This window comes from Salmonella sp. SAL-020 (genome assembly GCF_017372215.1).
In the GTDB taxonomy this organism is placed as follows: Bacteria; Pseudomonadota; Gammaproteobacteria; order Enterobacterales; family Enterobacteriaceae; genus Salmonella; species Salmonella enterica.
In genome coordinates this window covers 3,571,415-3,584,278 of record NZ_CP071690.1, presented here as the reverse complement: position 1 = coordinate 3,584,278, position 12,864 = coordinate 3,571,415, and the positions used below count along the sequence as shown (strand labels likewise).

Genomic DNA, 12,864 nt, shown 5'->3' with positions numbered 1-12,864 from the left:
TGTATGTGCGAACTGCTTGGGATGAGCGCCAATGTGCCGACGGATATCTGCTTTAGCTTCACCGGACTGGTGCAGCGTGGCGGCGGAACCGGGCCGCATAAAGACGGCTGGGGAATTACCTTTTACGAAGGAAAGGGCTGTCGCACGTTTAAAGATCCGCAACCGAGCTACCATTCGCCGATTGCGAAACTGGTACAGAATTACCCGATCAAGTCCTGCTCGGTTATCGCCCATATCCGTCAGGCTAATCGCGGTGAAGTGGCGCTGGAAAATACACACCCTTTTACCCGGGAATTATGGGGACGCAACTGGACTTATGCTCATAACGGTCAGCTCAACGGTTATAAGTCGCTGGAAACCGGTAATTTTCGTCCGGTGGGGGAAACCGACAGCGAAAAAGCGTTTTGCTGGCTATTGCATAAATTAACGCAGCGTTATCCCCGCACGCCGGGCAACATGACAGCGGTATTTAAATATATTGCGACACTGGCGACGGTATTACGTGAAAAAGGCGTTTTTAACATGCTGCTGTCAGATGGGCGATATGTGATGGCGTTTTGCTCAACCCATTTGCACTGGATCACTCGCCGGGCGCCGTTTGGCGTAGCCACGCTGGTGGATCAGGATATGGAAATTGATTTCAGCTCACAGACCACGCCAAATGACGTGGTTACCGTGATTGCTACCCAGCCGCTAACGGGGAATGAAACCTGGCAAAAGATTATGCCAGGCGAATGGGCGTTATTTTGCCTCGGAGAGCGTATAATTTGAGGCCAGCTGTGGCTGAACGACTTCGTGACTCAACGGTTTGCTCACGACGTAACGTCCATCAACGATAGAAACAGTTGGCGGCTTATGCGTCTGTTCAAAATAATCGTAGCCGGGTTTTAGCTGCGCCCAGAAATCTTTGTAATATGAATATTTATGACGCTGCATATTGGCGTCGGTCATCCGGAACGGATAAATACTCACCTGCACGCTCGGCTGACCAAAGACCAGCGCGGCGGTGACAAACTGGAAAATCTCATCAATGCCGCTATCGGTCATGGCATAGCAGCCGACGGAAACACAGGCGCCGTGAATCATCAGATATTTACCATCATAGCCATGCGCGCGATCGTAGGCATTGGGAAAACCAATGTTGATGGCCTTATAAAAACGGCTGTCTGGCTTGAGTTGATTGCGCTGAACGCTGTAAAACCCTTCCGGACTTTTAAAATCGCCCTGACGGCGTTTCGGGCCTAACCCACCGGAATAGTTGCAAATTTTGTAGCTATCAAGCAACTGGTATTGCTCACCCATTTTGACGTAGAGATCAAGGGTGCGCTCTTCTTTAAAAATCTGAATATAGACCGGTGAGCCCATTAACTGCTGCTTATACTCTTTACTGACCGGCGTGACGGGGCTGCTGCTGCTCAGCAAACCGGCAAATGAGACGCACGGCATCAGAAGCATCGCAAGAAAAAATGCGATTTTACGCATACTGCTTGTTCCTTGATAAAACGGTTACACACGCCAGAACGGCAAAAGAGTCCCCAAATCGGAGTAATCTGGATTTGGAGCGCTCACATTAGCACCACGGCAGTTTTTCGCAAGTCCCCGTGTGTACGTTTACAATTTTCCCGCCGCTTTCGTCGTCATACCTTCGAATATGTCGCATTTTTAACGCGAATGTCTCTTTGCGCGCAATAAAACATACTGTACACTTAAACAGTATTGTGGGGGCGAGCGATGCGCAAAATCATACATGTTGATATGGACTGTTTTTTTGCCGCGGTAGAGATGCGTGATAATCCGGCGTTACGCGATATTCCCATTGCCATTGGCGGGAGTCGTGAGCGTAGAGGCGTTATCAGTACCGCCAACTATCCTGCGCGCCAGTTTGGCGTACGTAGCGCGATGCCGACCGCCATGGCGCTAAAACTGTGCCCCCATCTCACCTTATTGCCTGGCCGCTTTGACGCCTATAAAGAGGCTTCGCGGCATGTACGTGACATCTTTTCCCGCTACACTTCACTGATTGAACCGCTCTCGCTGGATGAAGCCTGGCTGGATGTGACTGACAGCCCGCACTGTTATGGTTCGGCGACGCTGATCGCCAGGGAGATTCGTCAGACTATTTTCAATGAACTGCAACTCACCGCCTCCGCCGGCGTTGCGCCAGTGAAATTTCTGGCGAAGATCGCCTCCGATCTCAATAAACCGAACGGACAATATGTTATTACGCCAGCCGATGTACCCGGCTTTCTTAAAACGTTGCCGTTAGCCAAAATTCCAGGCGTGGGGAAAGTTTCCGCCGCTAAACTGGAAAATATGGGGTTAAGAACCTGCGGGGATATTCAACAGTGCGATCTGGCGATGCTTCTCAAACGCTTTGGTAAATTTGGCCGGGTATTATGGGAGCGTAGTCAGGGTATTGACGAGCGTGATGTTAACAGCGAAAGGCTGCGTAAATCGGTAGGCGTTGAGCGTACTCTGGCGGAGGATATTCATGAATGGTCGGACTGCGAGGCCATTATTGAACATTTATATCCGGAACTGGAGCGTCGTCTGGCTATAGTAAAGCCCGATTTACTGATTGCCCGACAGGGCGTTAAATTAAAATTTAATGATTTTCAGCAAACCACTCAGGAACATGTCTGGCCGCAATTAAATAAAGAAGACTTAATTACCACCGCCCGTAAAACCTGGGACGAGCGTCGCGGCGAGCGCGGCGTACGGCTGGTGGGGCTACACGTAACGCTGCTCGACCCTCAGTTGGAACGACAGTTGGTGTTAGGGTTATAAGTCAGGCTATTAAGATTTTATCACTATTACGATTGCGCCATCTAAATTTCAGTATTACTATACCCGCGTTTTCTCATTCTCAATAACTGCAAAGGAGGTTCATCATGACACTTTATTCTCTGAACGCACTTTGCAGACCTTTCCAGGATTAATTTTCTTTTATTGCCCTGGATTAGTCTGCCATTTCCTGATTTTTTAATTCATATATGGAATGGTATATGGGCAATTATATTCGTCCTTTATCAGATGTGGTATTTTCTATCGCATCGGATAACCTGTGGATCGAAGATTCCGCGATCCAACAATTATATACGACGGCTAAGTTAACCGGTATGAAACGCGTTATCGGGATGCCAGATCTGCATCCGGGGCGCGGCTATCCTATTGGCGCAGCCTTTTTCTCGCGTGGACGTTTTTATCCGGCGCTGGTCGGCAACGATATCGGCTGCGGCATGGCGTTATGGCAAACGGATATTTTAGGGCGTAAATATAACGCCGATAAACTGGAGAAGCGGCTGGCGTCGCTGCCTGACGTGGCGGACGCGCAGTGGCTGGAGGAGAATGTCCCCGCCGCAATGCAGCATCATTCGTGGCGCTCTGCGCTGGGTTCCATTGGCGGCGGCAATCATTTTGCCGAGCTGCAGCAGGTCGATCGCATCGTCGATGCTGATTCGTTCGCTTTGTCGGGGTTGCAAAAAGCGCAGTTATTACTGCTGGTACACAGTGGTTCACGCGGTCTGGGGCAAGCTATCCTGCGTCGTCATGTGGAGGCGTTTTCGCATAACGGTTTGCCGGAAGATAGCGACGATGCGCGCCACTACCCTGCAGAACATGACGATGCGCTGGCATTTGCCCGCAGTAATCGCGCGCTGATTGCCCGCCGGATACTGCAACAGCTCAGGGCTGAGGGCGAACCGCGGCTGGATGTGGCGCATAACTTCGTTGAACCCTGTACTGTCGCGGGTGAGGCGGGGTGGCTGCACCGTAAAGGCGCTACGCCAGATGGGCAGGGACTGGTGATTATCCCCGGCTCGCGCGGCGATTATAGCTGGCTGGTGAAACCCGTCGTCAGCGAGGAGAGCCTCTTCTCCCTGGCGCACGGCGCGGGGCGCAAATGGATGCGTACCGAGTGTAAAGAACGGTTATCGGCAAAATTTACCCCGCGACAGCTCTGCCGTACTGGGATGGGTAGCCGGGTGATTTGCCGCGATCGCCAGCTCATTTATGAAGAAGCGCCGCAGGCGTATAAATCCATCGATAGCGTTGTGGATTGTCTGGCAGACGCCGGACTGATTACGCCAGTTGCCTGCCTGCGTCCGGTGCTGACGCTGAAAACCTCAGGGGAGAAAAGCGCATGATCTTACTGCAACTTTCTTCTGCGCAGGGACCGGACGAGTGTTGTCTGGCGGTAAAAAAAGCGCTGGATTGTCTGACGAAAGAAGCCGCCAGAGAAAAGGTATCGTTGACGCGACTTGAAACAGAGCCGGGACGATTACCAGACACGCTGCGTTCCGCGCTGGTCTCGCTGGACGGCGAAAAAGCCATGGCTTTCAGTGAACGTTGGTGCGGCACGTTACTGTGGATTTGTACCAGCCCGTATCGTCCGCACCATGGGCGAAAAAACTGGTACGTCGGCATTGGGCGCTTTTCCGCCGACGAGCACATACAGTCTGATGAGATTCGTTTCGAGACTCTGCGCTCTTCCGGCCCGGGTGGGCAGCACGTTAATAAAACCGACTCGGCAGTGCGGGCCACGCACCTGGCGAGCGGGATTAGTGTGAAGGTTCAGTCGGAGCGCAGTCAACATGCGAATAAGCGTCTGGCCCGGCTGCTGATTGCCTGGCGGCTGGAACAGCAACGGCAAAATGAGTGTGCGGCGTTGAAGTCTGAAAGGCGTCTGTTCCATCATCAGATTGAGCGCGGCAATCCGCTGCGGATATTTAAAGGAATGGCGTTTACGCCACAATAATTCGGTGCTACCAGCGCTGTTATAGGGCTGTCTGGCTATTCGCGTGTAGCCGCAGCGCTATTCAGCGCATCCAGGAGAGCTTATCTGGCAATGGATACCCGATATTCCATATTGATAGCCCGTCCAGAAATGGGACGGGCATTTTAGCGCTTTCTTACTTCGCAGGAATCGCTTTCAGCAATTCGGTCAGCAGAGTCCAGTAGTGGCCGACGCTTTCGATATGTACCTGCTCATCCGGAGAGTGAGGTCCGGTAATGGTAGGCCCAATAGAAACCATGTCCATATCCGGATAGGGTTTCTTAAACAGACCGCATTCCAGGCCGGCGTGGATAATCTGGATGTTAGGTGTCTTGTTAAACAGACGCTGATAGGTTTCCCGCACCAGGTGCATGACCGGCGAGTTCGCATCGGGCTGCCAGCCAGGATAGCTGCCTTTTGCTTCGGTTTTCGCGCCAGCCAGCTTGCCCAGCGAATCCAGCATACTCACCACATAATCTTTACCGCTGTCGATAAGAGAGCGAATCAGGCAGTGAATTTCGACATTCGCATCAGACATTGTGACCACGCCAACGTTCAGCGATGTTTCCACTACGCCTTTCGCCACGTCTGAATTGCGGATCACGCCGTTCGGCGTTGCGTTCAGCAGGCGCACAAAGGTATCGCGTGACGGCGCGGTCAATGCGGCTTTATCACTGGCAACCTCATTGAGTTGCAGCGTCAGGTTTTTCTCTTTTTCCGCCAGTTCGTTTTTCAGAATATCCTGGTAAGCGTTCACTAATGTTTTCAGAGCGCCTACGTTGTCTGCGGCAACGGCGAGGGTAGCGAACGCTTCGCGCGGAATCGCGTTACGCAGCGTGCCGCCGTTGAAATCGATCAGACGCAGATCCAGTTCTTCTGCGTGCCCGGCCAGAAAACGCGCCAGCAATTTGTTGGCATTGCCAAGACCGAGGTGAATTTCACCACCGGAGTGGCCGCCTTTCAGGCCTTTCAGGGTTAGCTTAAAGCACGCAAATCCTGCGGGTACAGCTTCACGGGTCAACGGCAGATTAGAGGTAAAATCAATACCGCCTGCGCAGCCCATATAGATCTCACCTTCTTCTTCAGAGTCGGTGTTGATCAGGATGTCGGCCTGCAACCAGCCGGACTGGAGGCCGAACGCGCCATCCATGCCCGCTTCTTCGGTCATGGTCAGCAGCACTTCCAGCGGGCCATGGACGACATTATCATCAGCCAGTACCGCTAACGCAGAAGCCATTCCAATACCATTGTCGGCGCCGAGCGTAGTACCGCGCGCTTTAACCCATTCGCCATCAATATAAGGCTGGATAGGATCTGTAGTGAAGTCGTGAACGGTGTCGCTATTTTTTTGCGGCACCATATCCAGATGCGCCTGTAAAACGACCGGCTTGCGATTTTCCATACCTGCAGTGGCGGGCTTACGGATCAGAATATTACCGACCTGGTCGCGATCCACGTAAAGGCCTTTCTCTTTGGCCCAACTCACAATATGTTCCGCGAGTTGCTCTTCGTGATAGGACGGGTGAGGAATAGAACAGATTTTGGCAAAAATATCCCACAAAGGTTGTGGTGATAACTGAGACAGTTCAGACACGATAAGTCTCCTTGGCGGTGGTCTGAAAAACGTTCTTACAGGCCACAGGGTTAGCGGAATTGATAACTCTTACGAGATGCGACTGAGAATACCACTTTCTCCGCCTGCGGGTAGTATAAAGCATACAAAAAGAGGCGTGGATTCCGCTAAACACTGGTTTTTAGCGCGTCAGGTCTCTATAATCTCGCGCAACTATTTCCCCCTCGAACACTTTTTAAGCCGTAGATAAACAGGCTGGGACACTTCACATGAGCGAAAAATACGTCGTCACCTGGGACATGTTGCAGATTCACGCACGCAAACTGGCGAGCCGCCTCATGCCTTCAGAACAATGGAAAGGCATTATTGCCGTAAGTCGTGGCGGCCTTGTACCGGGCGCACTACTGGCGCGTGAATTGGGCATTCGTCATGTCGATACCGTATGCATCTCCAGCTACGATCACGATAACCAGCGCGAACTGAAAGTGCTGAAACGTGCAGAAGGCGACGGCGAAGGCTTTATCGTCATCGACGATCTGGTCGATACCGGCGGCACCGCCGTCGCGATTCGCGAAATGTACCCTAAAGCGCATTTCGTCACGATTTTCGCTAAACCGGCGGGCCGTCCGCTGGTTGATGATTATGTTATTGATATTCCTCAGAACACCTGGATTGAACAGCCCTGGGATATGGGTGTGGTATTTGTACCGCCGATTTCAGGTCGTTAATCAGCAGCTTTTCAGAGCGCCCGGCAATGCCGGGCGCTGTTTTATTGGTTACAATAAGCCTCTATGAGTATCCAAGGAGGCTGCACGAATGACACAGGCTAACCTCAGCGAAACCCTGTTCAAACCCCGCTTTAAACATACTGAAACGTCTACCCTTGTCCGTCGGTTCAATCGTGGGTCGCAGCCGCCCATGCAATCCGCGCTGGACGGTAAGAACGTCCCGCACTGGTATCGCATGATAAACCGCCTGATGTGGATTTGGCGCGGCATTGACCCACGAGAAATCCTTGATGTGCAGGCGCGTATTGTGATGAGCGACGCAGAGCGAACGGATGATGATTTATACGATACGGTCATCGGTTACCGCGGCGGCAACTGGATTTATGAGTGGGCAAAGCAGGCGATGGACTGGCAGCAGAAAGCCTGTCAGGAACAGGACGCCATGCGCAGCGGACGCTACTGGCTTCATGCCTCAACGCTCTATAACATTGCCGCCTACCCGCATTTGAAGGGCGATGAGCTGGCGGAGCAGGCGCAGGCGCTGGCGAATCGCGCCTATGAAGAGGCCGCGCAGCGGTTGCCAGGCTCGTTACGTGAAATGGAATTTGCCGTTCCTGGCGGTTCGCCTGTCACCGCGTTTTTACATATGCCGAAAGGGGATGGCCCGTTTCCGACGGTGCTCATGTGCGGCGGCCTGGACGCCATGCAAACCGACTATTACACCCTGTATGAACGCTATTTCGCGCCGCGCGGTATCGCGATGTTAACGCTTGATATGCCTTCGGTTGGATTTTCATCAAAGTGGAAATTAACCCAGGATTCCAGCTTGCTCCACCAGCATGTGTTAAAAGCGCTTCCTAATGTTCCCTGGGTGGATCATACCCGTGTTGCGGCGTTTGGTTTCCGTTTTGGCGCCAATGTTGCGGTGCGTCTGGCCTATCTGGAAGCGCCGCGTTTGAAGGCGGTGGCTTGCCTGGGGCCGGTGGTCCATGCGCTACTTAGCGATCCGCAACGACAGAGCACGGTGCCGGAGATGTATCTGGATGTGCTGGCCAGCCGTCTGGGTATGCATGATGCTTCGGATGAGGCGCTGCGTGTGGAGCTCAATCGCTATTCGTTGAAAGTACAGGGGCTACTGGGCAGACGTTGTCCTACGCCAATGCTTTCCGGCTTCTGGAAAAACGATCCTTTCAGCCCGGAAGAAGAGTCTCGCTTAATTACAACATCATCTTCAGACGGTAAGCTGATAGAGATCCCTTTTAACCCGGTGTACCGCAATTTTGACCGCGCGCTGCAAGAAATTACCGACTGGATTAATCATAGATTGTGTTAATAGATTGATAAATTCTATTGATTTGGTAAAACAGTTGCTTCATTAAAGGAGATCGCAATGACGTTACCGAGTGGACACCCGAAAAGTAGATTGATCAAGAAATTTACCGCGCTTGGCCCCTATATCCGGGAAGGGCAGTGCGAAGACAATCGTTTTTTTTTCGATTGCCTGGCAGTTTGCGTCAACGTGAAGCCCGCGCCAGAGAAGCGTGAATTTTGGGGCTGGTGGATGGAGCTGGAAGCACAAGAGAAACGCTTCACTTATCGTTATCAGTTTGGTTTGTTTGATAAAGAGGGCAACTGGACCGCAGTGCCGATTAACGAAACCGAAGTGGTGGAGCGACTGGAATACACGCTACGCGAGTTTCATGAAAAGCTACGCGACCTGCTGATTTCTATGGAGCTGGCGCTGGAGCCGTCTGACGATTTCAACGACGAGCCGGTAAAACTGTCGGCATAACCCTGCTGTCATGCCTGATGGCGCAGCGCCATCAGGCACAATGCGACTTATCAGAACTGGTAGGTCAACCCTATTGCCACAATATCATCGTCATTAATGCCTAACGTGTTATCGCTATCAAGCTGATTGATTTTGTAATCTACAAACGCGGACATATTTTTGTTGAAGTAATAGGTTGCGCCAACGTCAATGTAATTCACCAAATCCTCACTGCCGACGCCCTCAATATCTTTGCCTTTTGACAGCACATAGCCTAATGACGGACGCAGACCAAAATCAAACTGATACTGGATAACCGCTTCGAAGTTTTGGGTTTTATTGGCAAATCCGCCGGAAACTGGCGTCATGTTGCGGGTTTCTGAATAGAAGGTCGCAATATAAATATCATTAGCGTCATACTTAACACCCGTAGCCCAGGCTTCGGCTTTATCGCCCGTACCGCGGCGCTGCAGATTTTGCTCCCTGGTGCGATCGGAGAGAGTATAAGCGCCGCTGACGGCAAAATCGCTGCCGCCGAAATCATAGCTCACGGATGTGCCGAAGCCGTCGCCGTTTTGCTTTTTCACATCGCGATCTTCGTTTTTCCCCTGATACTGTAAGGTAAGATCCAGTCCATCAACGATGCCGAAGAAATCGGTATTGCGGTAAGTCGCCAGCCCGCTGGCGCGTTTAGTCATAAAATTATCGGTCTGGGCGGAAGAGTCGCCGCCGAATTCGGGAAACATATCCGTCCAGGCCTCAACATCGTACAGCGCGCCCAGGTTACGTCCATAGTCAAAAGAACCGATATCTTTTAATTTCAGGCCAGCAAAGGCCAGGCGGGTTTTTTGCTGGGACGAATCACTTTCGGCTTTATTACCGGCAAACTCAGCTTCCCAGCGCCCGTAGCCGGTCAATTGATCGTTAATTTGCGTTTCGCCTTTAAAACCAAAACGAACGTAGCTTTGATCGCCATCTTTGCTGTCATAATCGCTCATATAGTGCATGGCTTTAACTTTTCCATACACATCAAGCTTATTACCGTTTTTATTGTAAACCTCGGCGGCGTGAACAGATGCTGATGCGATGATACTCACCACTATTGCCAGAGTGCTCTTATTCATTTCCATTCCTGTTTTAATTACGCGCTATGATTTGTCGGGAGACCCGGTAAAAAACAGGAAGGTTTTTAACGTTCGGTAATGAAAGATTTATGACAAAGTGAGAATTTTTTTAAAAAAATATGTTTAATTGTTGCGGTAATAAAATGGTCAAATTCCGCCGCTACGCTTGCTGATCCTGCGCAACAAAATTTCACGCTACGCGTACAGGTTGTTGGCAACCGGAGCCAGTCCTGCTAAAACGTTCATTTGGTCTTTATTTCTTATTTTGAACGGCAGAGAATCATGAGTGACAGCCAGACGCTGGTCGTAAAACTCGGCACCAGCGTGCTAACAGGCGGATCGCGCCGCCTGAACCGTGCCCATATCGTAGAACTTGTCCGCCAGTGCGCGCAGCTACACGCCGCGGGACATCGTATTGTTATTGTTACCTCTGGCGCGATTGCCGCCGGACGTGAACATCTCGGCTACCCGGAACTGCCGGCAACGATCGCCTCTAAACAGCTTCTGGCGGCGGTAGGGCAAAGCCGCCTGATTCAACTGTGGGAGCAGTTGTTTTCAATTTACGGTATCCATATCGGGCAGATGCTGTTGACGCGTGCGGATATGGAAGACAGAGAGCGCTTTCTGAACGCCCGCGATACGCTACGTGCATTACTGGATAACCATATTGTGCCGGTTATCAATGAAAATGATGCCGTTGCGACAGCGGAAATTAAAGTGGGCGATAACGATAACCTCTCCGCGCTGGCGGCTATCCTGGCAGGCGCGGATAAACTGCTGCTGCTGACCGATCAGCAAGGATTATTTACCGCCGATCCGCGTAGCAATCCGCAGGCGGAGCTTATCAAAGATGTGTATGGCGTTGACGATGCGCTGCGCTCTATCGCGGGAGACAGCGTTTCCGGGCTGGGAACCGGTGGTATGAGCACTAAGCTTCAGGCGGCAGACGTGGCCTGTCGCGCGGGTATTGATACGATTATTGCCTCAGGCAGTAAACCGGGCGTGATCGGCGATGTGATGGAGGGGATTTCCGTCGGCACCCGTTTTCATGCGCAAGCCTCGCCGCTGGAGAACCGCAAACGTTGGATCTTCGGCGCGCCGCCGGCAGGTGAAATTACGGTTGATGAAGGCGCGACCGCGGCAATGCTGGAACGTGGCAGTTCACTTCTGCCAAAAGGCATCAAAAGCGTGACGGGCAATTTCTCGCGGGGGGAGGTCATCAGAATTTGTAACCTGCAAGGGCGTGATATTGCTCATGGCGTCAGCCGTTATAACAGTGATGCTCTGCGGCGGATAGCCGGTCACCACTCTCAACAAATCGATGCGATTCTGGGCTATGAATATGGCCCGGTCGCTGTTCATCGTGATGACATGATTACTCGATAAGGAACAGGCATATGCTGGAACAAATGGGCATTGCTGCTAAAGCGGCGTCGTATAAGCTGGCGCTGCTCTCCAGCGGCGAAAAAAATCGCGTGCTGGAAAAAATAGCCGATGAACTGGAAGCGCAAATGGAAAGTATCCTCAGCGCGAACGTACAAGATGTTGAGCAGGCGCGAGCCAATGGCCTGAGCGAAGCGATGCTGGACCGCCTGACGCTGACCCCTGCGCGTCTGAAAGCGATTGCTGACGATGTGCGCCAGGTCTGTAATCTCGCCGACCCGGTCGGGCAGGTGATCGACGGCGGTCTGCTGGACAGCGGGCTACGTATGGAACGCCGCCGCGTGCCGTTGGGCGTGGTTGGCGTTATCTATGAGGCGCGTCCGAATGTTACCGTTGATGTGGCTTCTTTGTGTCTGAAAACCGGTAATGCGGTGATTCTACGCGGTGGGAAGGAGACGTATCGCACGAATGCCGCAACCGTTCGTGTCATTCAGAAGGCGCTGAAAGCTTGCGGTTTACCGGAGGCGGCGGTTCAGGCGATTGATAATCCGGACCGTTCGCTGGTCAATGAAATGCTGCGTATGGATAAGTACATCGATATGCTGATCCCGCGCGGCGGCGCAGGCTTGCATAAACTGTGCCGCGAGCAATCCACCATTCCGGTGATTACCGGCGGGATTGGCGTGTGCCATATTTTTGTTGATAGCAGCGCAGACATCGCCCCGGCGCTGAAGATTATTGTTAACGCCAAAACCCAGCGCCCGAGCACCTGTAACACGGTGGAAACCTTGCTGGTGCATCAGGACATCGCAGAACGCTTTTTGCCTGCGCTGAGCAAGCAGATGGCGGAGAGCGGCGTGACGTTGCATGGGGATGAAACCGTCATGCAACTGCATGGCCCTGCCAAACTGGTGCCGCTGAAACCGGAAAAGCTGGATAACGAGTTTCTGTCTCTGGATCTGAACGTTGTGGTGGTCGAAAATATGGATGGCGCTATCGCTCACATTCGCGAACATGGTACTCAGCACTCCGATGCGATTTTGACGAGTGATATGCATAATGCTGCGCGTTTCGTGAACGAAGTGGATTCCGCTGCGGTTTATGTCAACGCCTCTACCCGTTTTACCGATGGCGGGCAGTTTGGGCTTGGCGCAGAAGTGGCGGTCAGCACGCAGAAATTACATGCCCGCGGTCCGATGGGGCTTGAAGCGCTTACCACCTATAAGTGGATCGGCTTTGGCGATGGTACGATTCGTGCGTAATTAATGTCGAGCGGTGCAAAAATAGCCGGTTGAGTAGCAAGGCTATTGACGCACCGCCCGGTTAGTTTTAACCTTCTACCCCGTGATTCACCCGCGTGAACACACCCTTCTCAGGGCCGATATAGCTCAGTTGGTAGAGCAGCGCATTCGTAATGCGAAGGTCGTAGGTTCGACTCCTATTATCGGCACCATCTCAAGTTCCTCAAACGTCCGTATTCATCCATAAATACACTGATTTATAACGACTTT

Annotated in this window: 12 protein-coding genes and 1 tRNA gene; 10 read left to right on the top strand and 3 right to left on the bottom strand. The window is 52.2% G+C overall.

Translation table 11 applies throughout. From position 1 onward, the window contains the following. The first annotated feature begins 3 nt into the window (after nucleotides 1-3). Entirely contained in the window at nucleotides 4-771 is a 768-nt protein-coding gene (locus J1G48_RS17525) for a class II glutamine amidotransferase (RefSeq protein WP_000333387.1), read from the top strand. Here the strand turns inward: J1G48_RS17525 and dpaA are convergent. Then, nucleotides 742-1,482 (bottom strand): peptidoglycan meso-diaminopimelic acid protein amidase, encoded by a 741-nt coding sequence (gene dpaA / locus J1G48_RS17520; protein ID WP_001225658.1) that lies wholly within the window; start codon nucleotides 1,480-1,482, stop codon nucleotides 742-744. The two genes, J1G48_RS17525 and dpaA, sit on opposite strands and share 30 nt — an antisense overlap. A gap of 249 nt (nucleotides 1,483-1,731) precedes the next feature. Between dpaA and dinB the strand changes: the two genes are divergently transcribed. From dinB to prfH, 3 genes are all read left to right on the top strand, one after another. Further along, complete coding sequence (dinB, locus tag J1G48_RS17515) at nucleotides 1,732-2,787, top strand: DNA polymerase IV (protein ID WP_001226204.1); 1,056 nt, start codon at nucleotides 1,732-1,734, stop codon at nucleotides 2,785-2,787. A 218-nt stretch (nucleotides 2,788-3,005) separates the two neighbouring features. Continuing rightward, nucleotides 3,006-4,145, top strand: coding sequence for an RNA ligase RtcB family protein (locus tag J1G48_RS17510; RefSeq protein WP_000528884.1), 1,140 nt, complete (start codon nucleotides 3,006-3,008; stop codon nucleotides 4,143-4,145). Then, nucleotides 4,142-4,756 carry a peptide chain release factor H gene (gene prfH / locus J1G48_RS17505; protein WP_000602086.1) on the top strand — a complete coding sequence of 205 codons (615 nt, stop codon included), beginning with the start codon at nucleotides 4,142-4,144 and terminating at the stop codon, nucleotides 4,754-4,756. The genes J1G48_RS17510 and prfH overlap by 4 nt, the downstream gene beginning before the upstream one ends. A gap of 154 nt (nucleotides 4,757-4,910) precedes the next feature. Here the strand turns inward: prfH and pepD are convergent, their stop codons facing one another. Further along, the gene (gene pepD, locus J1G48_RS17500) at nucleotides 4,911-6,368 is read right to left on the bottom strand and encodes a cytosol nonspecific dipeptidase (RefSeq protein WP_001292977.1); all 1,458 of its coding nucleotides are present in this window, start codon (nucleotides 6,366-6,368) and stop codon (nucleotides 4,911-4,913) included. Between the two features lie 248 nt (nucleotides 6,369-6,616). Here pepD and gpt point away from each other — a divergent pair, with 248 nt between their 5' ends. The 3 genes from gpt to crl all read left to right on the top strand — a co-directional run bounded on the left by gpt (nucleotide 6,617) and on the right by crl (nucleotide 8,867). Continuing rightward, nucleotides 6,617-7,075 (top strand): xanthine phosphoribosyltransferase, encoded by a 459-nt coding sequence (gene gpt / locus J1G48_RS17495; RefSeq protein WP_001292018.1) that lies wholly within the window; start codon nucleotides 6,617-6,619, stop codon nucleotides 7,073-7,075. An 88-nt stretch (nucleotides 7,076-7,163) separates the two neighbouring features. Next, nucleotides 7,164-8,408 carry an esterase FrsA gene (gene frsA / locus J1G48_RS17490; RefSeq protein ID WP_000189582.1) on the top strand — a complete coding sequence of 415 codons (1,245 nt, stop codon included), beginning with the start codon at nucleotides 7,164-7,166 and terminating at the stop codon, nucleotides 8,406-8,408. A 57-nt stretch (nucleotides 8,409-8,465) separates the two neighbouring features. Next, nucleotides 8,466-8,867, top strand: coding sequence for a sigma factor-binding protein Crl (gene crl / locus J1G48_RS17485; RefSeq protein ID WP_000174693.1), 402 nt, complete (start codon nucleotides 8,466-8,468; stop codon nucleotides 8,865-8,867). Between the two features lie 50 nt (nucleotides 8,868-8,917). Here crl and phoE read toward each other — a convergent pair whose 3' ends face one another. Then, nucleotides 8,918-9,970, bottom strand: a complete 1,053-nt coding sequence (phoE, locus tag J1G48_RS17480; RefSeq protein ID WP_001043667.1) for a phosphoporin PhoE — start codon at nucleotides 9,968-9,970, stop codon at nucleotides 8,918-8,920. A 282-nt stretch (nucleotides 9,971-10,252) separates the two neighbouring features. Between phoE and proB the strand changes: the two genes are divergently transcribed. The 3 genes from proB to J1G48_RS17465 all read left to right on the top strand — a co-directional run bounded on the left by proB (nucleotide 10,253) and on the right by J1G48_RS17465 (nucleotide 12,806). Continuing rightward, nucleotides 10,253-11,356 carry a glutamate 5-kinase gene (gene proB / locus J1G48_RS17475; protein WP_001285275.1) on the top strand — a complete coding sequence of 368 codons (1,104 nt, stop codon included), beginning with the start codon at nucleotides 10,253-10,255 and terminating at the stop codon, nucleotides 11,354-11,356. Nucleotides 11,357-11,367: 11 nt separating this feature from the next. Continuing rightward, nucleotides 11,368-12,615 carry a glutamate-5-semialdehyde dehydrogenase gene (gene proA / locus J1G48_RS17470; protein ID WP_000893239.1) on the top strand — a complete coding sequence of 416 codons (1,248 nt, stop codon included), beginning with the start codon at nucleotides 11,368-11,370 and terminating at the stop codon, nucleotides 12,613-12,615. A 115-nt stretch (nucleotides 12,616-12,730) separates the two neighbouring features. After that, a tRNA-Thr gene (locus tag J1G48_RS17465) sits at nucleotides 12,731-12,806 on the top strand. The last annotated feature ends 58 nt before the right edge of the window (nucleotides 12,807-12,864 follow it).

Coding starts and splice junctions, on each gene's coding strand:
- dpaA (WP_001225658.1), bottom strand. CDS start 1,482: ATGCGTAAAATCGCATTTTTTCTTGCGATGCTTCTGATGCCGTGCGTC.
- frsA (WP_000189582.1), top strand. CDS start 7,164: ATGACACAGGCTAACCTCAGCGAAACCCTGTTCAAACCCCGCTTTAAA.
- J1G48_RS17525 (WP_000333387.1), top strand. CDS start 4: ATGTGCGAACTGCTTGGGATGAGCGCCAATGTGCCGACGGATATCTGC.
- gpt (WP_001292018.1), top strand. CDS start 6,617: ATGAGCGAAAAATACGTCGTCACCTGGGACATGTTGCAGATTCACGCA.
- phoE (WP_001043667.1), bottom strand. CDS start 9,970: ATGAATAAGAGCACTCTGGCAATAGTGGTGAGTATCATCGCATCAGCA.
- J1G48_RS17510 (WP_000528884.1), top strand. CDS start 3,006: ATGGGCAATTATATTCGTCCTTTATCAGATGTGGTATTTTCTATCGCA.
- prfH (WP_000602086.1), top strand. CDS start 4,142: ATGATCTTACTGCAACTTTCTTCTGCGCAGGGACCGGACGAGTGTTGT.
- proB (WP_001285275.1), top strand. CDS start 10,253: ATGAGTGACAGCCAGACGCTGGTCGTAAAACTCGGCACCAGCGTGCTA.
- dinB (WP_001226204.1), top strand. CDS start 1,732: ATGCGCAAAATCATACATGTTGATATGGACTGTTTTTTTGCCGCGGTA.
- proA (WP_000893239.1), top strand. CDS start 11,368: ATGCTGGAACAAATGGGCATTGCTGCTAAAGCGGCGTCGTATAAGCTG.
- crl (WP_000174693.1), top strand. CDS start 8,466: ATGACGTTACCGAGTGGACACCCGAAAAGTAGATTGATCAAGAAATTT.